Genomic DNA, 22,858 nt, shown 5'->3' with positions numbered 1-22,858 from the left:
GCGGATGTCGAGCGATCGGCAAGCCCGATCGGTTGCCCGACAACGCCAATGGCCGCGTCGATGCCGCGGCCATCTGCTCTGTCAGCACCCTTGCCTCTCGGCCGTCATTACTGCGAACGCTGGGCGGTGCCGCTTTTGCGCGTCCGCGACGCGGTCGTGGTTTTCTCTTCGGGCGTGGGGGCCAGCAATGCCGCCAGCAATTCGGCATCGCGATCATTGCCGGTATTGGCGCCCGCCTTTTTTGAAACTCGGCGCGTATTGTTGGAGGCAATACGCGAGCGCTCGGTTTTCGTCTTCCCTACAGTCGTAGGGTTCGAATTGGAACGCGAAGCACCCTTGGTCGCCGTATTCGAATGTTGCCGTTTTGTCACGGTCTGATTCGATGCAGTGATCTTCGTTTTATTTACTTCTTGGTTTAGCGTTTTTTTATTCGGTTCCTTGGCGGCGACCGTCGTCGATTTGGCGTGACGGTCCGCAGCGCTCTTGTCATGATCTGGCGCCGCATTTGCTGCCAGCGCGGTACCGCCGGCCAGTGCCGCGGCACCGAGGCCGGCTGCGGCCAGATCGCCGGATGGCATCTTGCCGAGATTGTCGAGAGCATCGTCATCGGCATCGCGCTCGGGGCTGACATCGACGATGGTAGCGGAGCTGGCCGGCGCTTCGACGGAAGCGGCCGCGCCTGCCGCGGCGGCCTGCATGTCGGCGGCCGGGGCCGCGCTGGCGGCGGAATTCGCGCTTTCAGCCGGCACGACGGTGGCCACCGTTGGGGCCTCGACGTCGTTGCCCTTGCCCAGCCAGAAGGCCACGGCGCCCGCGCCGACCAACAGCAGCGCCAGCGTGGCGAACACGCCGTGGCGCTTGATATCGGGAGTCTTCTTCTTGACAGGAGCGTGACTGGCGACCCGCCCTTCGAGGCTGGCCAGGATGCGCGTATCGGGTCCCTGGCTGTCGGCATTGCCCGAGCCGAACAGCGACGGTGGTCCATTTCCTTTGAAGTCGTCGCCGTGGCTCATCTTTTGGCTCTCGAATTGCAATAAAATGCGCGTCGGACAGCGCAGGGATGGAATTGAGTTAAGCGATCGGCAACATAACTCGAAGACAGGGCCCGAGCAGAAATTCGACGAGGTGGCGCCAGCTGCCGATGCGGACGAAGCGCGCAGATTTTATAGCTGGCCGCAACAAAAATGCAAATATGTGAACGGCGCCGTCACAACTCGCAGACGGCGATATTTTTGCAGCCGAATGTCAGCCCGGAATCGAGCCAAATAAAATGTCACAAAATGTAACTATTGAAGCCGTTGTCATGGGCGGTTTGGACGGCGCGCGGTACGCGCACTGAGCGGATGATCTTTATTACGCTGTTCCTGTATTTCGCGCTGATGGTCGCGATTGCGGCCATTCTGCTGCTGCCGGACGTGCGCGAGCGCGTGCTGCTGGCCGCGCGCACGCAATGGCAGCGGCTCAGTATCCATGCCAGCGCGGCAAGCCAGCGATCGGCCGGAACCCTACGAACGTCGGCTTCCCAGGCAGCCGATTCGATGGAAGCATTGCGCGCCTTCGTTGCGCGCCGAAAGGTCTTTCTGCTGTGCGCGGCGGGCGTCGTCGCGACCCCGCCGATCGTTGCCCTCGCCTTGCGACCGAAACTGCTGTTCGAGTACGATGACGCGCTGCGCGAGCCGGACCAGAAGATTTCCGCTTTATTGAATGGCGAACGCCTGGTTCCGCCGGCGCCATTGCCGCCGGAAGTATTCACCACGCAGGAAGTCGAACGGATTCGCCCGACCATTCGCGAAGCCAGCCGCAATTGGGATCTGCTCGACGCCGATTTTCGTCAGCGCCTGCTGCTGGTCTACAAGATCATGCGCGACGAGCATGGCTATGAAATGGCGCTGCTGGAGGGCTATCGCAGTCCGGAGCGCCAGGCCAGGCTGGCCGCGATGGGCACGCATGTCACAAAGGCGGGCGCCTATCACAGTTACCATCAGTTCGGCCTGGCCGCGGACAGCGCCTTCTATCGCGACGGCAAGCTGGTGATCAGCGAAAAGGATCCGTGGGCAATGCGCGGATACGAGTTGTATGGGCAAATCGCCGAGTCCGCGGGGCTGACCTGGGGCGGGCGCTGGAAGATGATGGATCTTGGGCACGTCGAGTTGCGCCGGCCCGGCGTGCTCGGCAAGAAGCCCGGCTAGCGTGCGATGTGCGGGGGCATGGCGCACGCAACGGCGGCCGGCGAAAGCAGGCTGCGAATCGATAGCTGGTGGCGGGATCGCCCTTCTCAGTCGAGAGAACAACAATGACACGGCCATTTATCGTATTGGGTGACAAGACCGACCACGGCGGCGTCGTGATCAGCGCGTCGGGCACCACGTCGACCAACGGCAAGGGCATCGCCTGCGTCGGCGATCGCGTGACCTGTCCGAAGTCGGGTCATGGCGAAACCACCATCGTCACCGGCGATTCGACCGTGATCATCGATGGCCGCGCCGCGGCCCGCCACGGCGACAAGACGGCATGCGGCGCGACGCTGCTGTCCAGCCAGGGAGTCACCGGCAGCGCGTAAGCCGGCGCGCCCTTCCGCTGCTGCGCTTCCTGTGCCGACCCTCCCCGACACCATGCTCGCACGCCTGTTCCGTTCCGGCCTGATCCTGTTCGCCGTCTTCGCGCTGGTCTGGACCGCGACGATCCTGTGGTGGCAATCGATCCATCGGATGCCGACCACGACCGATATCGTCACGCATCTGTTCCTGCTGCCCGCGGGCATGATCGCGGGCTATCTGGTCATCCGCCGCGCGCTGGACGGCATTCGGCGCAATGTCGCGGCCGCGGTCAGCACGCCGGCGGCCGCCGCGCAAGACGGCGGGGACTCGGCCGACGGCGCCATGCCCGACGACGACCCCACCCGCCGTTGGCGCGCGCTGGTGTTGGGCGCCGCCCTGCATACCGCCAAGGGCGGCGACACGGCCGCCACCGCCGCGGCCACCGCCGAGCAGCAGCGGCCGGACGTCGTCGACGTGCTGGGCGATGGCGTGCCGATCTTCGCCGCGCCTGCCGAGGACATCGATGTCGATGGCACCCGCGAGGCGCTGGAGCAGGCCTTCGCCGAGCTGCCGTGGAATGACGAGGCCGTGCGCACCGTCGCGCTGGCCAGCGACGTGGCCGAGCGGCTGGTGGCGCAGGTGCTGGAGCAATATCCCGGCCTGTATTTCCCTGCCGCCGATGAGACAACCACGGCGCCGCAGGCCGAAGAACCGCCGCGGCTGGTGCTGACGCTGCTGCTGCCCGAGCGCTGGCAGGCGCCGATGGCGGCGGCCGCCGGTCAATATGTGCGCGGCCGCCTGACCGGGTTGTGGCCGGTCGAACGGATCTCGATGGAGACGCTGACCGCCAAGGGCGACGGCGATGCGATGGTCCAGGTCGATCGCGCAATCCTTGCGCTGCATCGCGAACCGACGCACGAACTGCGCGGCGTGATCGCCGCCGATTCGCATATCGGCGCAGAAGCAATCGACCGGCTGCGCGCAACCAACCGGCTGTTCAGCGCCCAATGCGAGCACGGCGTCGCGCCCTCCGAGGCGGCGGCGGGCATCCTGCTGTATCCGCCGCAGGGACCGCTGGCCGCGATGCTCGCGCAGGACGCGCCGCCGGCGTCGATCGGTCGCGCCACGCTGACGCGGCTCGATGCGCCGACGCCCGACAAGGGCCAGCCGCGCACCGCGGCGCTCGATCAGGCCATTGCGCAGACCGTGGCGCTGCTGGCCGATCCGGCCGACGACGCGAAGACGAAAGACGACGACCAGGCAGAGCCGGCCACTGAACCCGCGCCGGCGCCCCAACCGGTCGTGGTTACTGCGGACATCAGCCCGCATCCGGTCCGCACCGTCGAACTGGCGCGGGTGTTCTCCGAACGCTTTGGCGAACTCGACGTCAGCGCGGACCTGCTGGCGGTCGGCATCGCCTGTGGACACACCGGTAATGCCGGCGCACTGCTGGCGATCGTGCTCGCGCATCAGCAGTGCACCGAGCGCGGCGGCCCGGCACTCGCACTGACCGCGGCCGATCCGCAGCAGCGCGGCGCGATCGCGGTATTGCCGCCGGCCACCACCTAGCGGCCATCTGCCCCAAGCCCGAACACGCACAAGCTCGCACCAAGCCCAAGCACAAGCGCAAGAACCAGCACACGCATTCGCAAACCGCAGGCCACCATGCATCGATTCCTCAGTTTCCTGACCAACACGCGCACGCTGTCCGTGATAGGCGTCGTCGCGCTGACGCTCTTCCTGCTGCTGGCGGCCGATACCTTCGAGGTGGGGCTCACCTGGGTCGGCATCGTGCTCGGCCTGCTGGTGGTCGCATGGCTGATCGCCTTCGCATGGCGTCACTATCGCGCACGGCAAGCCAGCGGCAAGCTCGGCGCACTGCTGGAACAGCAGGCCAATGCGGCGGCCCAGGAAGCGCCGCAGGAAAAGCGCGGCGAGGTCGAGGCGCTGCGCACGCGGCTGGTCGATGCGGTCAAGACGATCAAGACGTCCAAGCTCGGCCAGCTGTCGGGCAACGAGGCACTGTACGAACTGCCGTGGTACATCGTGATCGGCAACCCCGCCGCGGGCAAGAGCACCGCGGTGCTGAACTCGGGCCTGCAGTTCCCGTTCGCCGACAAGAACAACGCGATCATCCACGGCATCGGCGGCACGCGTAATTGCGACTGGTTCTTCACCACCGAGGGCATCCTGCTCGATACCGCGGGCCGCTATTCGGTGCACGAGGAAGACCGCAAGGAATGGCTGGGCTTCCTGGACCTGCTCAAGCGCTACCGTCCGCGCGCGCCGATCAACGGCATCGTGGTCACCGTCAGCATTCCGGAGCTGACGCAGAACCGTCCCGAGTTCGCGATCCAGCTGGCCAAGAACCTGCGCCAGCGCGTGCAGGAACTGACCGAGCGGCTTGAAGTCTTCGCGCCGGTCTACGTGATGTTTACCAAGGCGGACCTGATCACCGGCTTCACCGAATTCTTCGGCGACAGCGACAAGCACGAGCGCGACCGCGTCTGGGGCGCTACCCTGCCCTTCGAGCCAGGCGAAAAGCGCGATGCCGCGGCGATGTTCGACGAGCGTTTCGACGAGCTGTACGACGGTCTGAAGGAAATCAGCGTGGCGCAGATCGCGCAGCACCGCAACGGCAAGCTGTCGCCGGGGCTGCTGAGCTTCCCGCTCGAGTTCGCCTCGATCAAGCCGGCGCTGCGCGCCTTCCTGGTGACGCTGTTCGACGAGAACCCGTTCCAGTACAAGCCGGTATTCCGCGGCTTCTATTTCACCAGCGCGGTGCAGGAGGCCAGCACCACCAGCGCCTCGGCCGAACGGATTGCCCGCCGCTTCGGCCTGAAGCTCGACAGCGCCGCCCATAGCCGCGAGGTGTTCTCCAAGAACGGCTTCTTCCTGCGCGACCTGTTCTCCAAGGTGGTGTTCGCTGACCGCAAGACCGTGCGGCAGTTCTCGAGCCCCGCCAAGACGCGGATGCGCTTCGCCACGTTCTTCGGGCTGGTGCTGGCGCTGGGCCTGCTGCTGGGCGGCTGGACCTGGTCGTTTATCGGCAACCGCCAGCTGACTGCCAATGTGCAGGCCGACCTCGACAAGATCGTCAAGCTGCAGCAGAACCGCATCGACCTGCAATCGCGGCTGGAGGCGCTCGATATCCTGCAGGACCGCATCGAGCAGCTGGAGCGCTTCCGCGCCGACCATCCGATCGCGCTGTCGCTGGGCCTCTATCAGGGCGATACGCTGCAGCACAAGCTGCTCGACGAGTATTACAACGGCCTGCGCCAGGTCATGCTGAAGCCGGTCGGCACGTCGATCGAGCGCTTCCTCGCCGAAGTGAATGCGCATCCGGACCAGCTTGCGCAGAACGTGCGGGCGCCGGTGGCCAATGGCGCCGTGGTGCCGGCCTCGGCGCAAGCCGGTGCGAGCGCGGCGGCCGCCGCCCTGGCCACGGCAGCCACTACGGCGCCCGCCGCCACGCCTTCCGCGGCCGACATGACGGCCGCGCTCAATACCGAATCGCCGAGCGCGAAGCGCTATGCCGACGCCTCGCCGACCAATGTCGAGGACGCCTACAACGCGCTGAAGACCTATCTGATGCTGGCGGACAAGCGCCATGTCGAGGTCGCGCATCTGACCGACCAGGTCACGCGCTTCTGGCGCGGCTGGCTCGAGGAGAACCGCGGCAACATGCCGCGCGAGCAGCTGATCCGCGCGGCCGAGCGCAACATCTCGTTCTACCTGGCCCGCGTCAACGACGACAACTGGCCGCTGCTCGAAAGCAATCTGTCGCTGATCGACCAGACCCGCGAGAACCTGCGCCGCGTGGTGCGCGGCATGCCGGCGCGCGAGCGTGCCTACGCCGAGATCAAGGCACGCGCGGCGACGCGCTTCGCGCCGATGACCGTGGCCCGCATCGTCGGCGACGCCGGCGCGACGGTGGTCACCGGCAGCTACGCGGTGCCCGGCACCTTCACGCGGGAAGCCTGGCTGCAATACGTGCAGCCGGCCATCCGCGAGGCGGCCAGCAAGGAGCTGCAAAGCAAGGACTGGGTGCTGAACGTCGCCGCCCGCGACGACCTGACGCTCGAGGGAAGCCCCGAGCAGATCCAGAAGACGCTGGTGTCGATGTACAAGAACGAATACGCGAAGGAGTGGCAACGCTTCATGCAGGGCGTCGCGGTACAGGAATTCAAGAGCTTCGATCAGGCCGTCACCGCGATGAACCTGCTCGGCGATCCGGTCAATTCGCCGATCCGCAAGCTGTTCGACGCCGCCTACGAGCAGACCTCGTGGGATAACCCGTCGATCGTCAACGCGGGCCTGAAGCAGGCCAAGACCGGCGTGATCGAATGGTTCAAGCGCTGGGTCTCGCGCGGCACGCCGTCGGGCGTCAGCGTCAATGTCGACAGCGCGAGCCTCGCCTCCTCGTCCGAAGCCGGCAATATCCCGATGGGGCCGGTCGGCAAGGAGTTCTCGGGCCTGGCCAAGATCGCCGTGATGCGCGACAACAATTCGCTGCTGCGCGGCTATATGGAGACGCTGTCGAAGGTCCGCACGCGCTTCAACACCATCAAGAACCAGGGCGATCCCGGCCCCGGCGCACGCCAGCTGATGCAGCAGACGCTGGACGGCAACGGCTCCGAGCTGGCCGATGCGCTCAAGTACGTCGACGAGCAGATGCTGACCGGCATGACCGACAGCCAGCGCCAGACGCTGCGTCCGCTGCTGGTGCGGCCGCTGCTGCAGTCGTATGCGGTGACGATCCGCCCTGCCAGCGTGGAAATCAACAAGGTGTGGAACGCGCAGGTCTACCAGCCGTTCATGCAGACGCTGGCGACCAAGTACCCGTTCGCGTCGGACGCCAAGATCGAGGCCAGCGCGGCCGAGATCGGCCAGGTGTTCGGTCCGGACGGCGCCATCGCCAAGTTCGCCGGCACCACCATCGGCCCGCTGTCGGTGCGCCGTGGCGACATGATCGCCGCGCGGACCTGGGGCGACCTGGGCGTGACCTTCGCGCCGGAGTTCACCACCAACTTCACACGCTGGATCGCGCCGCTGACCGGCGGCGCGGCGGCCGGGGCCGGCGGTGCCGCCGCTGCGGCGCCGCAGACGGTGTTCCAGATCCTGCCGTCGCCGGCGGCCGGCACTACCGAGTACACGATCGAGATCGATGGACAACAGCTGCGCTATCGCAATACGCCGCCGCAGTGGACCAACTTCGTCTGGCCCAATCCGCAGGGCACGCCGGGCGCGCGTATCACCGCGACGACCTTCGACGGCCGTACCGTCGAGGTGCTCAGCGAACCGGGCCGCTTCGGCCTGGAACGGCTGATCGCCACGGCCTCGCGCAAGCGTCGTCCGGATGGCGCCTTCGAGCTGTCGTGGACCCAGGGCGGCACTACCGTCGCGGTGGCGCTGCGCATCGTCAGCAGCCCGCAGACCACGACGGCCGCCGCGGACTCGCCGCAGGGACAAGGTCTGCGCGGCCTGAAGCTGCCGCCGGCGATTGCGGACGCCTCGGCGCCGGTCAGCACGACCGAGGCGGCACAGCCCGCCGCGTCGGCACCGGTTGCGCAATCCGGCGCGCCCGTCGCGCAATCCGGCGCCACCGTGCGTGCAGGAGGTGCGCAATGAGCCAGGCAGCGCAATTGCAGCTCGCGTACTTCGGCAAGCTTCCGTCGCGCGGGGATTTCGTCAAGAGCCCGAACCAGACCCAGCTGCTCGATACGCTCGATCGCTGGCTGTCGCAGGCGATGGAAATGCTGGCCGAGGATCCAGGCTGGAAGACCGTCTATGACGCGTGGCAGCCGGTCCAGTTCGCCTTCCTCGGTTCGCAGAGCCGGCTGGCGATCGCCGGCACGGTGATGGCCAGCAACGACCAGTCGTCGCGCCGCTTCCCCTTCCTCGCCGCCGCCGCGCTGGAGACCGACCAGCCGCTGCCGTTCATCGCGCGCAGCCCGCTGGCGCTGACGCGGCTGTGGACGCGCGCCAGCCATCAGATGCAGGAACTGGTTTCCGCCGCCGATCCGGCCGAAGGGCTGCGCAATCTGGCGCAGACCCAGTTCGCGGTCGAGATCGGCGCGGGCGCGCAGGCCTACGATGCCAGCTTCAAGGACTTCATCGAGTTCCAGACGGTAGCCGGCCTGGAGCAGATGCTGCGCGCCGATGGGCAAACGCTTTGCCTGCGCCGCACGCTGGTCGCGCTCGGCATCCTGCTCGAACCGGTGATGAGTGCCGGCACCTCGCGGCTGGACAAGGGCCTGACGCTGCCATTGCCCTCCGATCCGGTCTATCGCAGCCTGGTGGCCAGCTTCTGGCTCGACCTGGTGTCGGGCTTCCTGAAGCGCGGGGACTTCGAGCTGTCGCTGTTCCTCGGCCGCGTCGGCAATCCCGGTGCCGGACAAGCCGGCCGCAGCGAGCGGCTGGTGATCGGCTTCAACGGCGCCTCGTCGCGCACGTTGCACGGCATCATGTCGCCGCTGGCGTACGGCGAAGTCAATATCGACATCGACGACCCGCAGTGGGTGGACCAGCATGCCGGCTCGCGCTATGGCGTGGCCAAGCTGGCCAGCTATCTCGAGCAGCCGCAGCTGTCGCTGCGCGCGGCGCTCGACACCTTCCGCGAAGTCTTCATCGGAGAATGATCATGCGTTCGGTTTTCCCGGCCTGCCGCGCTGTTGCGCTGGCGACGGCCCTGACCTGGCTGCTGGCGGCGCCCGCCTCCGCCCAGACGCCTGCCGGCGCGGAGGCGGCGGCGGGCCGCGTGGTAGCCGGCGGCGCGGTGCCGGACGAGGCCACCAAGGCCGAGGTGCTCGCACGGCTGCGCGAGCTGTATGGCGCGGCCAATGTGGTCGACCAGATCGAGGTGGGCGGCGTGGTGTCGCCGCCGAACTGGACCGCCAATGTACAGAAGGTGCTGTCGCCGCAGATCAAGCAGGTCAAGCGGGGCCAGTTGAGCATCGACGGCACGCAGATCGCGCTGTATGGCGACGTCGCCGACGAGGGGCAACGCCAACAGCTTGCCACGATGATGTCCAGCGGACTGGGGCAGAACTACACGATCAAGAACGGTCTGCGCGTGCCGGCCTCGGGCCAGGATCTGCTGGACCGTACGCTGGCGAACCGGATCATCGAATTCGAGACCGGCAGCGCCACGCTGACGCCGAAGGGCCGCGTGATTCTCGACGAGATGGCGGCGGTGCTGCCAAAGCTGTCGGGACGCAAGATCGAGATCGTCGGCCACACCGACAATTCGGGCAGCCGCGCGCTCAATCTGGCGCTGTCGCAATCGCGCGCGGAGACGGTCAAGAGCTATCTGGCCGGCAAGGGCATCGAGCCGTCGGTGCTGTCCGCTGTGGGTGTCGGCCCGGATCAGCCGATCGCGCCGAACGACAAGGAAGAAAACCGGGCGCGCAATCGGCGCATCGAGTTCAGGGCGAGTCAGTAAGGCGTTGATCGACGATTTGCTTGTCGTCCCCGCGCATGCGGGGACCCAGTGGCTTGATCCATTGCTGGCAGCCGTGCAGGTCGCTGGGTCCCCGCCTGCGCGGGGACGACAGGTTGTTGGCTGCGCGGCGGGCTGACTCAGCTGCCCGAATCGCTCTCCGCGTCCGGCATCACGCCCAGCAACTCCTCGATCTGCGACAACGTCGCATCGTCCTTCACGACGGTGCGCAGCCACGCGTGCAGCGGCATCTCGCCCCACTTGGCGGCGCGCGCGGCGAGATAGGCGACCGGGCTGTGCGGCTCGGTACGGCGGAAGAAATCGGCGACTTCGCGCAGTTGCGCCAGGGCCTGCTGACGCGTGCGGATCGGGCCGCCGGCCGCGGCGGCGCCCTGCCCGCCCACTGCCGGCGCTTCGACACGGCCGACGGCCGTCGGCGCAGCTGCCTGCTGCGCGTCGCCGGCGACAGTGGCGGGTGCGGCGGGCTTGCCGACAAAGCGCTCGACCAGCGCCCGCACCGCTTCCAGCGCCTCGCGCGCCTGCCGGAAGCTCGGCGCATGCTCGCCGGCCTTGGCGTCCAACACATCGCTGAGCCTTGCCAGCGCCTGCTGGCACGACACGACGTCCTGCAGCAGCGCGACATGGAATTCGGCCGGCGTCGCCTTGCGCGCGGCCTCGAACGCTTCCTGCGTGACCTTGCCCTCGGACAGTTCGTCGGCGTGGTCCGGATCGCGGCGGATCGCCTCGGTCAGCGCGGTCGCGACCTCCCAATCGACATAGCCATAGCCGCCGGCGGCCTCTTCGACCAGCGCAATCTCGCGGATCAGCTGGCGCGAACGCGTGGCTAGCCACGCCACGCTGCCGGTGCGATATTCAAGGTCTTCCTCGTCGGCACGCGGATGCAGGCCGCTCCAGAATGACTCGCACAGCTGCGCGGTCACCGTATAACCGTCGCGCAAACCCGCAAACCCTCTTGTCTTGGCCAGCGCCTCGGTCAGCCACACCGCCAGCCGCAGATCCTTGGTCCGCTCGGACAGCAGCCGCGTCGACAGGTCGACCACCTGGCGCCAGTCCGCCTCCTTCAACTCGGTCACCCACTCGCCTTGATCCAGCGAAGGATCGTCGAAACGGCGCGCCTCCTGAATGCGGTCGAATTCGGCCGAGAACAACAGATCCTCGCCGCAAGGGTCGTCGCCCGAAACAGGTTGCAGCAAACGGTCGAAGGAAAGAGTCGCCATGTCAGCCCGCAGGAAATGGAATGGCGGGTAGTTTAGCGCCTGCCGCTTCGCCGGCCAAACATGGGGCCAGACAAAGCAAAAAAGGCCCGCATCGTGCGGGCCTTCTTGCTTCAAACCAACCTCAACCGAGATCGGTACCGGAGCGGCTTACCCCACCCACTTGCGCGCATTGCGGAACATGCGCATCCACGGGCTGGCGCCGTCGGGGATCTGCTTCCAGGCGTCCGGGGCCCAGCTCATCGTGGCGGCACGGAACACGCGCTCCGGATGGGGCATCAGCACGGTGAAGCGGCCGTCGACCGTGGTCACCGAGGTGATGCCGTCCGGCGAGCCGTTCGGGTTCAGCGGATAGGCCTGCGTCACCGCGCCGCGGTTGTCGACGAAGCGCAGCGATACGTCGACCTTGCTCTTGTCGCCCTGCTGGGAGAAGTCAGCATAGCCCTCGCCGTGCGCGACGACGATCGGGATGCGGCTGCCTTCCATGCCGGCGAAGAAGATCGACGGCGACTGCTGGACCTCGACCGTGACGAAGCGGGCTTCGTACTGCTCGCTCTGGTTGCGGGTGAACTTCGGCCACGCGCCGGCGCCCGGGATGATCGGCGCCAGATTGCTCATCATCTGGCAGCCGTTGCAGACGCCCAGCGCGAAGGTGTCGGTGCGGTTGAAGAAGGCCGCGAACTGCTCGGCCATCGCGCCGTTGAACAGGATGGTCTTGGCCCAGCCTTCGCCCGCGCCCAGCACGTCGCCGTAGCTGAAGCCACCGCAGGCGACGAAGCCGACGAAGTCGTCCAGCTTCGCGCGGCCCGCGATCAGGTCGCTCATATGGACGTCGTAGGTGTCGAAGCCTGCGCGGTCCATGCTGTAGGCCATCTCGATCTGCGAGTTGACGCCCTGCTCGCGCAGGATCGCGACACGCGGCCGGGCGCCGCTGGCGATGAACGGCGCGGCGATGTCTTCGGCCGGATCGAAGGTCAGGCTCGGCGTGATGCCGGGATCCGCGGCGTCGAGCAGCAGCTCGTATTCGCTGTCGGCGCAGGCGGGGTTGTCGCGCAGCCGGGCGATGCGCCAGCTGACCTCGCTCCAGACACGTTGCAGCTCGGCGCGCGGCGCGCCGAACACCTTCTTCGCGTCGCGGTAGATCTCGATCTGGTCGCTGCCATTGGGCTTGCCGACCACATGGCTGCAGGCCGACAGGCCGGCCTCGCGCAGCGCGGCGAACACGGCGTCGCGGTCTTCCAGCTTGACCTGGATCACCGCGCCCAGCTCTTCGGAGAACAGCGCGCGCAGCGTCTGGTCGTTGCGGCGCTCGGCGATCTGCTGGGCCCAGTTCTTGGCGTCGCCGTAGTCCTGTTCCTGCGTCGGATCGAGCGTCAGCATGTCGACGTTCAGCGACAGGCCGCAATGGCCGGCAAACGCCATCTCGGCCAGCGTCGCCATCAGCCCGCCGTCCGAACGGTCGTGATAGGCCAGCAGCTTGCCCTCGCGGTTCAGCCGCTGGATCGCATTGAAGAAGTTGCGCAGGTCGGCCGCGTCGTCGACATCGGGAACGCTGTCGCCGACCTGTTGCGTGACCTGCGCCAGGATGCTGCCGCCCAGGCGGTTCTTGCCGCGGCCCAGGTCGATCGCGATCAGCACGGAATCGCCCAGATCGGTGCGCAGCTGCGGCGTCAACGTGCGGTCGACGTCGTCGACGGCGGCGAACGCCGAGATGATCAGCGACACCGGCGCGACCACTTCCTTGGCCACGCCCGCATCGTCCCACTTGGTGCGCATCGACAGCGAATCCTTGCCGACCGGAATGCTGATGCCCAGCGCCGGGCACAGCTCCATGCCGACCGCACGCACCGTGTCATACAGCTTCGCATCCTCGCCCTCGACGCCGCAGGCGGCCATCCAGTTGGCCGACAGCTTGACCTTGCCGAGGTCCTTGACCGGCGCGGCGACCAGATTGGTCAGCGCCTCGCCGATCGCCATGCGGCCCGATGCGGGCGCGTCGATCACGGCCAGCGGCGTGCGCTCGCCCATCGTCATCGCCTCACCGGCCTTGCCCTGGTAGTCCAGCGTGGTGACCGCGACATCGGCCACCGGCACCTGCCACGGGCCGACCATCTGGTCGCGTGCGTTCATGCCGCCGACGCTGCGGTCGCCGATCGTGATCAGGAAGGACTTGCTGGCGACGGTCGGATGGCGCAGCACGTCGCGCACCGCCTGATCCAGCGCGATGCCGGTGACATCCACCGCCGGCAGCGATTGTTCGACCCGCTTGACGTCGCGATGCATGCGCGGCGGCTTGCCGAGCAGCACGTCCATCGGCATGTCGACGGCGTAGTGTTCCTTCAGCGCCTGGTCGACGCTGGCATCGACCAGCTGCAGCTGCTTTTCCTCGGTCGCCACGCCGACTACCGCGAACGGCGAGCGCTCGCGTTCGCACATCGCGGCAAAGCGCGGGAAGCTGTCCGGCGCGATCGCCAGCACATAGCGCTCCTGCGATTCGTTGCACCAGATCTCGGCCGGCGACAGGCCCGACTCTTCCAGATGGATCTGGCGCAGCTCGAAGCGCGCGCCGCGGCCGGCGCCATCGACCACTTCGGGGAAGGCATTGGACAGGCCGCCCGCACCGACGTCGTGAATCGACAGGATCGGGTTCTCGTCGCCAAGCTGCCAGCAGGCGTTGATCACTTCCTGCGCGCGCCGCTCCATTTCCGGGTTGCCGCGCTGCACCGAATCGAAATCGAGGTCGGCCGTATTGGCGCCGGTCGCCATCGAGCTGGCCGCGCCGCCGCCCATGCCGATGCGCATGCCCGGGCCGCCCAGCTGGATCAGCAGCGAACCGGCCGGCAGCGGCTCCTTGTGCGTATGCGAGGCGTCGATATTGCCGATGCCGCCGGCGATCATGATCGGCTTGTGATAGCCGCGCACGGTGCCGCCGACGTTCTGCTCGTAGACGCGGAAATAGCCGCCCAGGTTGGCGCGGCCGAATTCGTTGTTGAAGGCGGCGCCGCCGAGCGGACCTTCGATCATGATCTGCAGCGGCGAGGCGATGCGCTCCGGCTTGCCGGTCACCGCGGGACGCTCGTCGGGATTGCGGAAGGCCAGCGGCTGGGCGGCGTCGCGCGCGTTCTCCCACGGCTCGACCGCGTCGGGCAGCATCAGGTTGGACACCGTGAACCCGGTCAGGCCGGCCTTCGGCTTGGCGCCGCGGCCGGTCGCGCCCTCGTCGCGGATTTCGCCGCCGGCGCCGGTCGATGCCCCGGGGAACGGCGAGATCGCGGTCGGGTGGTTATGCGTCTCGACCTTCATCAGCGTATGGGTCAGCGCCTGATGGCGGCCATACTGATGCGCGTCGCCGCGCGGGAACCAGCGTTCGGCGACATCGCCCTCCATCACCGCCGAGTTGTCCGAATACGCGACGATCGAACCCTGCGGGTTCAGCTGGTGCGTATTGCGGATCATCGCGAACAGCGACTTGTCCTGTTGCTCGCCGTCGATCGTCCACGTGGCGTTGAAGATCTTGTGGCGGCAGTGCTCGCTGTTGGCCTGCGCGAACATCATCAGCTCGACGTCGGTCGGGTTGCGGCCCAGCTTCGCGTAGGCATCGACCAGATAGTCGATCTCGTCGTCGGACAGCGCCAGGCCCATCGCGACATTGGCCTCGGCCAGCGCGGCGCGGCCGCCCGCCAGGTCGATGAAGCGCAGCGGCTTGGCCGGCAGTTCCTCGAACAGCCCGGCCGCGGCGTCCCGCGTGGCGACCACGGTCTCGGTCATCCGGTCGAACAGCAGCGCGGCGACGGCATCGCGCGTCAGCGGATCCAGCGTCTTGCGCCCGCGCAGCAGGCCCTTCTTGCAGATCACCGTGAATTCGATGCCGCGCTCGATCCGGTGCACGTGCGACAGGCCGCAGTTGTGCGCGATATCGGTGGCCTTGCTGGCCCACGGCGAAATCGTGCCAAAACGCGGGATCACGACGAAGCGGTCGCCCTCGGCCTGCTCGGCGAACGGCGCGCCATAGGTCAGCAGCGCGCGGATACGGTCGGTATCGCCCTTGTCCAGCGGCTGGTCGGTGTCGACGAAGTGCAGGAACTGGCCGTGCACCGACTCGATGTCGGCGTCGATCTGTTGCAGGGCGGTGAGCAGGCGTTGCTGGCGGAAGGCCGACAGGGCCAATGCGCCGGGGAAGCACGAGAAATGCGCCATGATCTGAGCGGTCGGAGGGCGATGGAGGGTAAGACGGCGGCCGGGCCGCTGGCGCGGGGGTGGCGCCAGCCGGGGCAGTCCGGCGAAAACCGCTATTGTACCTTGCCGGGCGGTAATCCTTGCGGCGCAGCATCCGCCCGATTTCGGCCCCCGGCGGCCGCCGATCCAGCACCGACCAGCCACCGGGCCGCCCCCCGGGGTGCGCCCTGCGCATCACGCCGCTGTCACAACGCCCTGCTCCAATCCCCTTTTGACGGCCGCTGCGGCTCGTCCACGGCCGTTCACGGCTTTTTTCCCTTCGGGACGCGCTCCCGAGCCACTCCCAAAGAGAACGACAAGACATGGACAGAAGGCGATTTCTGAAGCTGGGCGGCTTCATCACGGTGTCGGTGGCCACGGCGGGCGGGCTGGCGGCATGCGGGGGCGACGACCACGCCGACGGCAACCCGGATGGCGGGACGCCGGCCGCGCCACCGGCCACCGGCACGAACTGGAAATTCCCGCAGAGCGTGGCGTCGGGCGATCCAAGGCCGGACGGCATCCTGCTGTGGACCCGCGTCGTGCCGGCGAACGTCGACGATGCCGCGGCGGCCAGCCTCGACGCCAGCTTTGCGATCCGGCTGCGCGTGACGGCCGCCGACAATGCCGGCGCGCTCGGCACTACCACGGCGCTGGCCGGCGCCGCGGTAGTCGATGCCGCGATCCCGGTGTCCGGCGCCTACGACTGCACGGTGCGCCACAAGATCACCGGCCTGGATGCCGGACGCACCTACTACTACCAGTTCACTGCCGGCGAGGTCCGCTCGCGCGTCGGACGCTTCCGCACCGCGCCTGCCGCCGATGCCGACGTATCGCAGCTGCGCCTCGGCTTCTTGAGCTGCCAGGACTGGAGCATCAACCACTGGGGCACGTTCGAGGCGCTGGCAGCCGAGGAGCTCGATTTCGTCGTCCATCTGGGGGACTACATCTACGAGACCGTCGGCGAGGACTTCCAGACCGGCGCGGTCGAAAGCCTGCACACCGCCCTCGTGCTGCCGGACGGCACCTTCAAGAACGGCAGCAGCGGCGCCAGGTACGCGACCACGCTGAACGACTACCGCTACCTGTACAAGCGCTACCGCAGCGACCCGCGCCTGCAGGCGGTGCACGAGCGCTTCGCCATGGTCGCCACCTGGGACGACCACGAGTTCAGCGACGACTGCTGGGGCGACGCCGAGACCTACAACGCGGCGGGCAACGGCGTCGAGCAGCACCAGCCCGCCCGCCGGCGCGCCGCGAGCCGCGCCTGGTTCGAATTCATGCCGGCCGACATCGTGTTCGACGAGACGCAGGACGGCATCCATGCGATCCGCATCTATCGCGAGCTGCGTTTCGGCAAGCTGGCCCATCTGGTGATGACGGACGAGCGGCTGTACCGCACCGACCACGTGCTGCCCGAGTCGGCGATCAACCCCGCGACCGGCGCGCCGCTGGGCAGCATCGGCGCCCGCCACATGGTGCCGGCGGGGGCGCTGGCCGCCGCCGAGGCGGCCAAGATGGCCGCCGCTGGATCCGCCGACCCGCTGGCGCTGACGTCGATCCTCGGCAATGAACAGCGCAACTGGTGGCGCGACACGATGGCACGCTCGCCGGCAATCTGGAAGCTGTGGGGCAACGAGGTCTCGCTGCTGCGCATGGGCATCGATGGCAGCAACGCCATTGCGACGCTGGTCGCGCTGCAGGCCGTCGGCACGCTGTCGGCCAGCATCCAGGGCGCGCTGGCCTCGACCGGCGGCAATGCGCCGGTCGCCGCGGCGGTGGTCGCCGCCGTCACGGCCGGCGCCTCTCAGGCCAGCGCAGCGACAGCAGCGCAGGCAATTGCGATGGCCGACGCCACCGCAGGCGACAAGACCTCGGCCGCCATCGGCGCCGGACTGACCGCAGCGCAGGCGGGCATCGCAGTGCTGGCCTTCGAGCAGGCCAAGGCCGCTGCCGCCAGCGGCGTGGCGGCGCAGATCGGCGCGGCCTCACAGGCGGTCGCGTTCGGCTACGTGAAGCCGGACGTGCTGGCCAATCGCGAAAAGTCGGCTTTTATCCCAGCGGCGCAGAAGACGGCGCTGGCGGCCTTCTTCCAGCGCTTCCTGCTGAACGCCGACCAGTGGGACGGCTTCAACGCCGAGCGCAAGGCCCTGATGCGGCATCTGGCGGACAACGGCATCCGCAATGTGGTGGCGCTGACCGGCGACATTCATGCGTTCTACGCTGGCACCGTGCACGACGATTACGATGCCGAGGGCGGCGGCACGCCGGTGATGGTCGACCTGGTCACGGCCGGCATCAGCTCGGACTCGTTCTTCTCGTATCTGAAGTCGGCGGTCGGCGCGCTGTCGGAGAGCCTGTCGACGCTGGTCTACCGCACGCTGTCGGTGCCCGTTCCCGCGCTGGGCAGCGAGCCGGTGTCGGTCGACGTCAACCTGCTGGACCATACGCTGGCGCCGTCGACGGTCACCGCCGCCACCGTTGCGGAATCGCTGCGGATCTCACTGCGCGGCGCGCTGGCCGCACGGGGCGTGGCCGAGGGACAGCTCGATGCGACCACCGATGCGGTGCTGTCCGCGCTGCAGGCCGATGCGGGCTTCGTGCAGCAGGTCGTGCCGCTTTGCCAGCAGCTGGCGGCGCTGCGCAGCAATCCGTGGCTGCAGTACGCCAATACCGACGCGCAGGGCTATGCGGTGGTGACCGTCACGCCGGCCGCGCTGACCTGCGAGTTCAGACAGGTCAACCGGCTGGTCGGCGGCAAGGCGCCGGCCGAGGTGGTGGCGCGGACGGTGAAGGTGACGGTGCCGCGGGATACGGCGGCGGTATCGATCGAGCGGTAGCGATACGCTGGCCGCTCTTGCCCTCTCCCCCGGCCCCTCTCCCGCTCGCGGGAGAGGGGAGAAGACCGGCGGACCGATAGACCTACGTCACAACGCACACGACGCTCCCCTCTCCCGCTTGCGGGAGAGGGGCTGGGGGAGAGGGCAATCGCCGGCCCTCCCCGCCTACACCGCCCCAAATCCCCCACCCCCGGGCGTCTCGATCACGAACACATCCCCGGCGCCCATCTCCGTCCGCGCCACATGCGGCAGCGTCTCCTCGCTGCCGTCGGCGCGGATCACGCGGTTGCGGCCCGTCGCGCCCGGCTCGCCGCCCACCATGGCGAACGGCGCATGCACGCGGTTGTTCGACAGGATCGACGCCGTCATCGGCTCGAGGAAACGCACCTTGCGCACGCCGCCATTACCGCCGTGCCAGCGCCCCGACCCGCCCGATCCATGCCGGATCTCGTAGCTGTCCAGCCGTACCGGGAAGCGCCATTCCAGCACCTCGGGATCGGTCAGGCGCGAGTTGGTCATATGCGTCTGCACCACATCGCAGCCGTCGAAGCCGTTGCCGGCGCCGCTGCCGCCCGAGATCGTCTCGTAATACTGGTAGCGCGCGTTGCCGAAGGTGAAATTGTTCATCGTGCCCTGGCTGGCCGCGACCACGCCCAGCGCGCCGTACAGCGCGTTGGTGATGCACGACGACGTCTCGACATTGCCTGACACCACCGAGGCCGGATAGCGCGGATTGAGCATCGAGCCCTCGGGGATCACCACATGCAGCGGCTTCAGGCAACCCGCGTTCAGCGGGATGTCCTGGTCGACCAGCGTGCGGAACACGTACAGCACCGCCGCCATGCAGACCGCGCGGGGCGCGTTGAAGTTGTTCGGCAGCTGGTCCGAGGTACCGGTGAAATCGACGGTCGCTTCCCTGCGCTCCCGATCGACGGTCACGCGCACGCGGATCTGCGCACCATTGTCGAGCGGATAGGTATAGCTGCCGTCCTTCAGCGCCGTGATCACGCGCCGCACCGCTTCCTCGGCGTTGTCCTGCACATGGCCCATATAGGCGCGCACCACCGGCAGGCCGAAGTGCGCGACCATCTTGCGCAGTTCCTCGACGCCCTTCGCGTTGGCGGCGACCTGCGCGCGCAGATCGGCCATGTTCTGGTCGACATTGCGGGCCGGATAGCGCGCGCCGGCCAGCAGCGCCCGCATGCCGGCGTCGTCCAGCACGCCGCCATCGACCAGCAGGAAGTTGTCGATCAGCACGCCCTCCTCCTCGACCACCGTCGAGTCCGGCGGCATCGAGCCCGGCGTGATGCCGCCGATATCGGCGTGGTGGCCGCGCGAGCCGACGTAGAACAGCACCTCGCGGCCGTCGGCATCGAACACCGGCGTGATCACCGTCACGTCCGGCAGGTGCGTGCCGCCGTTGTACGGGTCGTTCAGCACGTAGACATCGCCGTCCTTCATCCGCCCGGCATTGCGCGCGATCACGGTCTTGATGCTTTCGCCCATCGAACCCAGATGCACCGGCATATGCGGCGCGTTGGCGATCAGGTTGCCCTCGGCGTCGAAGATCGCGCAGGAGAAGTCCAGCCGTTCCTTGATGTTGACCGAGTAGGCGGTGTTCTGCAGCCGCAGTCCCATCTGCTCGGCGATCGACATGAACAGGTTGTTGAAGACCTCGAGCATCACCGGATCGGCCTCGGTGCCGATGGCGCGGCGCTGGGGCCGCGGCACCGCGCGCGTCAGCACCAGATGGTCCTGCCCCGTCAGCAGCGCCTGCCAACCGGGTTCGACCACGGTGGTGGCGTTCTGCTCCGCAATGATGGCCGGACCGGCGAGCCGGTCGCCGGGACGCAGCGTATCGCGCCGGTACAGGCCCGTGTCGTGCCAGGCGCCGCCGCTGAACATCCGTACCGTCTCCACCGGCCGCGGCGGGCCTTCGCGCGGCGCCAGTTCGGGCGGCCGCTCCTGCGGCGCCTGCGCGACGCCGACCGCCTCGACCGAGACCGCCTCGACGATCAGCCCCTTGTCCGGCATCAGGAAGGCATAGCGCTGCCGGTAGGCGGCCTCGAAGCCCGCCCGCATCGCGTCGGCGTCGCCGAACGGCACCACCAGCGCAGAATCGGTGCCCTCGTAGCGCAGATGGACGCGCCGCAGCACCTCGATGCGGCCGGCGTCCTCGCCCTGCTCCAGCAGCTCGTCGCGCGCCTGCTGCGCGAGCGCGTCGAGCCGCTGCGCCAGCATCGGCACCGCGGCCTCGTCCAGCTTGGCTTCGATCGACAGTTCGCGCATCGCCGTGCGGTCGGCCAGGCCCATGCCGTAGGCCGACAGCACACCGGCCAGCGGATGAACGAACACGGTCTGCATGCCGAGCGCATCGGCCACCAGGCAGGCATGCTGGCCGCCGGCACCGCCGAAGGTCGTCAGCGTGTAGCCGGTCACGTCGTGGCCGCGCTGCACCGAGATCTGCTTGATCGCGTTGGCCATGTTGCCGACCGCGATCTCGATGAAGCCCTCGGCGACCTGCTCGGGCGTGCGCCGGTCGCCGGTATGCTCGGCGATCTGCGCCGCCAGGTCCTCGAAGCGCGCGACCACGGCATCGCGATCGAGCGGCGCGTCGGCGCGGGGGCCGAACACCGCCGGGAAATGCGCCGGCTGGATCTTGCCCAGCATCACGTTGCAGTCGGTCACCGCCAGCGGGCCGCCGCGCCGATAGCTGGCCGGCCCCGGATTCGCGCCCGCCGAGTCCGGGCCGACACGATAGCGGCTGCCGTCGAAATGCAGCACGGAGCCGCCGCCCGCCGCCACCGTATGGATGCTCATCATCGGCGCGCGCATGCGCACGCCGGCCACGCTGGTCTCGAACACGCGCTCGAAGTCATTCGGGTGCTTGCCGCTGAAGTGCGACACGTCCGTGGAAGTGCCGCCCATGTCGAAGCCGATGATGCGACTGAAGCCGGCGCGCTGCGACGCGCGCACCATGCCGACGATGCCGCCAGCCGGTCCCGACAGGATCGCGTCCTTGCCCTGGAAGCGATGCGCGTCGGTCAGCCCCCCGCTGCTCTGCATAAACTGCAGGTTCACGCCGGGCATCTCGCGCTCGATCTGCTCGACATAGCGGCGCAGGATCGGCGACAGATAGGCATCGACCACCGTGGTGTCGCCGCGTGGCACCAGCTTCATCAGCGGCGATACCTCGTGCGACACCGATACCTGCGCGAAGCCCAGTTCGCGCGCGATCCGCGCCGCGCGCGCCTCGTGATCCGAATGGCGATAGCCGTGCATCAGCACGATCGCCACGGCGCGAATGCCGTCGGCCAGCACGCGGGTCATCTGTTCGCGCAGCGCGGTCTGGTCCAGCGGCTGCACCACGTCGCCATGCGCGCCGATCCGCTCGTCGACCTCCACCACCTCGCGGTACAGCAGCTCGGGCAACACGATATTCAGGTCGAACAGCCGCGGCCGGTTCTGGTAGGCGATCCGCAGCGCGTCGCGATAACCGCGCGTGATGAACAGCGCCGTCGGCTCGCCCTTGCGCTCGAGCAGCGCGTTGGTGGCCACCGTGGTGCCCATCTTCACCGCGGACACCAGGCGCGGCGTGATCGGCTCGCCGGCAGCCAGGCCAAGCAGATGGCGGATGCCGGCGACCGCCGCATCGGCGTATTGCTCGGGGTTCTCCGACAGCAGCTTGTGCGTGACCACGGTGCCGTCCGGACGCAGCCCGACGATATCGGTGAAGGTGCCGCCCCGATCGATCCAGAATTGCCAGCGCGGGCCGGTCGAAGGCGTTGGCGATGCGGCTTGCGATGCGGCTTGCGATGCGAAAGAAGACACGCTGAACTACCTCGCGATAGGGATGGTTGTCTGTCGTCCCCCGCGCAGGCGGGGACCCAGTGGCTCGCGTGCTCCTGCAAGACGCTGGGCCCCCGCTTTCGCGTAGGCGATGTGATGGGGGCGCGCTACAGCGACGTCGCCGAGCGCGCCGCCTGCTCGTACAGTCCGGTCAGCACGCGCAGCAGCCGTGCCAGTTCGCCGATCTCGGCGTTCTCGGCGCTGCCCGGGGTCATATTGCTGGTCAGGCATTGCTCGCGGATTTCGCGATAGCGCGCGCACGCCTCGGTGCCTGCCGCGGTGGTGCTGTAGGTCGCCTCCTTGCCCACGCGCACGCCGGCGACCAGGCTCATGCCCTGCAGCTTCTTCAGCGAGTAGGTCACCAGATGGGTGTCCTCGACGTTCAGCACGAAGCAGATGTCGGCGAGCCGCTTGGCGCGCCCACGGTGGTTGACGTGATGGAGCACCAGCACGTCGAGGAAGGTCAGGTCGCGCACGCCGGCCGCGCCCATGCAGCGCACGACCCAGCGGCTATAGGCGTTGTAGGCGGTGTTCAGGCCGAACTCGAATTCCGACAGTTCGGGACTGCGCGAGGACACCAGATGGGCGGACGACACGATGCCGGCGCTGCTCGGACGAACAATCGCTTCGGCAGCCGCGGCATCGGCCGATGCGGTATCGGCGGAAACCACGTCGGCAGCGGCAACATCGGGAGACGCAACCTCGTCGCGGCGGCTCGGCTTTCGGGCCATGGACAGCACT

Annotated in this window: 12 protein-coding genes; 7 read left to right on the top strand and 5 right to left on the bottom strand. The window is 68.0% G+C overall.

Annotated elements, in window-relative coordinates:
• Positions 1-107 precede the first annotated feature (107 nt).
• A complete protein-coding gene (locus tag M1D55_RS16445) occupies positions 108-1,013 on the bottom strand; it encodes a hypothetical protein (protein WP_456282621.1) in 906 nt (301 codons plus the stop codon).
• Positions 1,014-1,343: 330 nt separating this feature from the next.
• Here M1D55_RS16445 and M1D55_RS16440 point away from each other — a divergent pair, with 330 nt between their 5' ends.
• The 6 genes from M1D55_RS16440 (at position 1,344) to M1D55_RS16415 (ending at position 9,981) form a co-directional block, all read left to right on the top strand.
• Positions 1,344-2,189, top strand: coding sequence for a M15 family metallopeptidase (locus tag M1D55_RS16440; protein WP_064573402.1), 846 nt, complete (start codon positions 1,344-1,346; stop codon positions 2,187-2,189).
• A gap of 104 nt (positions 2,190-2,293) precedes the next feature.
• Complete coding sequence (locus M1D55_RS16435; RefSeq protein WP_006575567.1) at positions 2,294-2,560, top strand: PAAR domain-containing protein; 267 nt, start codon at positions 2,294-2,296, stop codon at positions 2,558-2,560.
• A gap of 52 nt (positions 2,561-2,612) precedes the next feature.
• A complete protein-coding gene (locus tag M1D55_RS16430; protein WP_456282620.1) occupies positions 2,613-4,106 on the top strand; it encodes a hypothetical protein in 1,494 nt (497 codons plus the stop codon).
• Positions 4,107-4,202: 96 nt separating this feature from the next.
• Positions 4,203-8,168: a type VI secretion system membrane subunit TssM gene (tssM, locus tag M1D55_RS16425; protein WP_456282619.1), complete on the top strand. Its 3,966-nt coding sequence runs from the start codon at positions 4,203-4,205 to the stop codon at positions 8,166-8,168.
• Entirely contained in the window at positions 8,165-9,178 is a 1,014-nt protein-coding gene (gene tagF / locus M1D55_RS16420) for a type VI secretion system-associated protein TagF (RefSeq protein ID WP_456282618.1), read from the top strand. The genes tssM and tagF overlap by 4 nt, the downstream gene beginning before the upstream one ends.
• Positions 9,175-9,981 carry an OmpA family protein gene (locus M1D55_RS16415; protein WP_023264548.1) on the top strand — a complete coding sequence of 269 codons (807 nt, stop codon included), beginning with the start codon at positions 9,175-9,177 and terminating at the stop codon, positions 9,979-9,981. The genes tagF and M1D55_RS16415 overlap by 4 nt, the downstream gene beginning before the upstream one ends.
• 137 nt (positions 9,982-10,118) lie before the next feature.
• On the opposite strand, the gene tssA is transcribed toward M1D55_RS16415, so the two are convergent.
• A complete protein-coding gene (tssA, locus tag M1D55_RS16410; RefSeq protein ID WP_456282617.1) occupies positions 10,119-11,216 on the bottom strand; it encodes a type VI secretion system protein TssA in 1,098 nt (365 codons plus the stop codon).
• Between the two features lie 147 nt (positions 11,217-11,363).
• Positions 11,364-15,410, bottom strand: a complete 4,047-nt coding sequence (gene purL / locus M1D55_RS16405) for a phosphoribosylformylglycinamidine synthase (RefSeq protein WP_456282616.1) — start codon at positions 15,408-15,410, stop codon at positions 11,364-11,366.
• Positions 15,411-15,751: 341 nt separating this feature from the next.
• Here purL and M1D55_RS16400 point away from each other — a divergent pair, with 341 nt between their 5' ends.
• Positions 15,752-18,268 (top strand): alkaline phosphatase D family protein, encoded by a 2,517-nt coding sequence (locus tag M1D55_RS16400; protein WP_456282615.1) that lies wholly within the window; start codon positions 15,752-15,754, stop codon positions 18,266-18,268.
• A gap of 165 nt (positions 18,269-18,433) precedes the next feature.
• Here the strand turns inward: M1D55_RS16400 and M1D55_RS16395 are convergent, their stop codons facing one another.
• A complete protein-coding gene (locus tag M1D55_RS16395; protein ID WP_456282614.1) occupies positions 18,434-22,099 on the bottom strand; it encodes a hydantoinase B/oxoprolinase family protein in 3,666 nt (1,221 codons plus the stop codon).
• 125 nt (positions 22,100-22,224) lie between these two features.
• Entirely contained in the window at positions 22,225-22,848 is a 624-nt protein-coding gene (locus tag M1D55_RS16390; protein WP_456282613.1) for a winged helix DNA-binding protein, read from the bottom strand.
• Between the last annotated feature and the right edge of the window lie 10 nt (positions 22,849-22,858).

The organism is Cupriavidus sp. JZ107 (assembly GCF_053903255.1).
The sequence above is the reverse complement of the archived record's forward strand: the minus strand, read 5'-3'. Positions and strand labels throughout refer to the sequence as shown.

Coding starts and splice junctions, on each gene's coding strand:
- M1D55_RS16445 (WP_456282621.1), bottom strand. CDS start 1,013: ATGAGCCACGGCGACGACTTCAAAGGAAATGGACCACCGTCGCTGTTC.
- M1D55_RS16440 (WP_064573402.1), top strand. CDS start 1,344: ATGATCTTTATTACGCTGTTCCTGTATTTCGCGCTGATGGTCGCGATT.
- M1D55_RS16435 (WP_006575567.1), top strand. CDS start 2,294: ATGACACGGCCATTTATCGTATTGGGTGACAAGACCGACCACGGCGGC.
- M1D55_RS16430 (WP_456282620.1), top strand. CDS start 2,613: ATGCTCGCACGCCTGTTCCGTTCCGGCCTGATCCTGTTCGCCGTCTTC.
- tssM (WP_456282619.1), top strand. CDS start 4,203: ATGCATCGATTCCTCAGTTTCCTGACCAACACGCGCACGCTGTCCGTG.
- tagF (WP_456282618.1), top strand. CDS start 8,165: ATGAGCCAGGCAGCGCAATTGCAGCTCGCGTACTTCGGCAAGCTTCCG.
- M1D55_RS16415 (WP_023264548.1), top strand. CDS start 9,175: ATGATCATGCGTTCGGTTTTCCCGGCCTGCCGCGCTGTTGCGCTGGCG.
- tssA (WP_456282617.1), bottom strand. CDS start 11,216: ATGGCGACTCTTTCCTTCGACCGTTTGCTGCAACCTGTTTCGGGCGAC.
- purL (WP_456282616.1), bottom strand. CDS start 15,410: ATGGCGCATTTCTCGTGCTTCCCCGGCGCATTGGCCCTGTCGGCCTTC.
- M1D55_RS16400 (WP_456282615.1), top strand. CDS start 15,752: ATGGACAGAAGGCGATTTCTGAAGCTGGGCGGCTTCATCACGGTGTCG.
- M1D55_RS16390 (WP_456282613.1), bottom strand. CDS start 22,848: ATGGCCCGAAAGCCGAGCCGCCGCGACGAGGTTGCGTCTCCCGATGTT.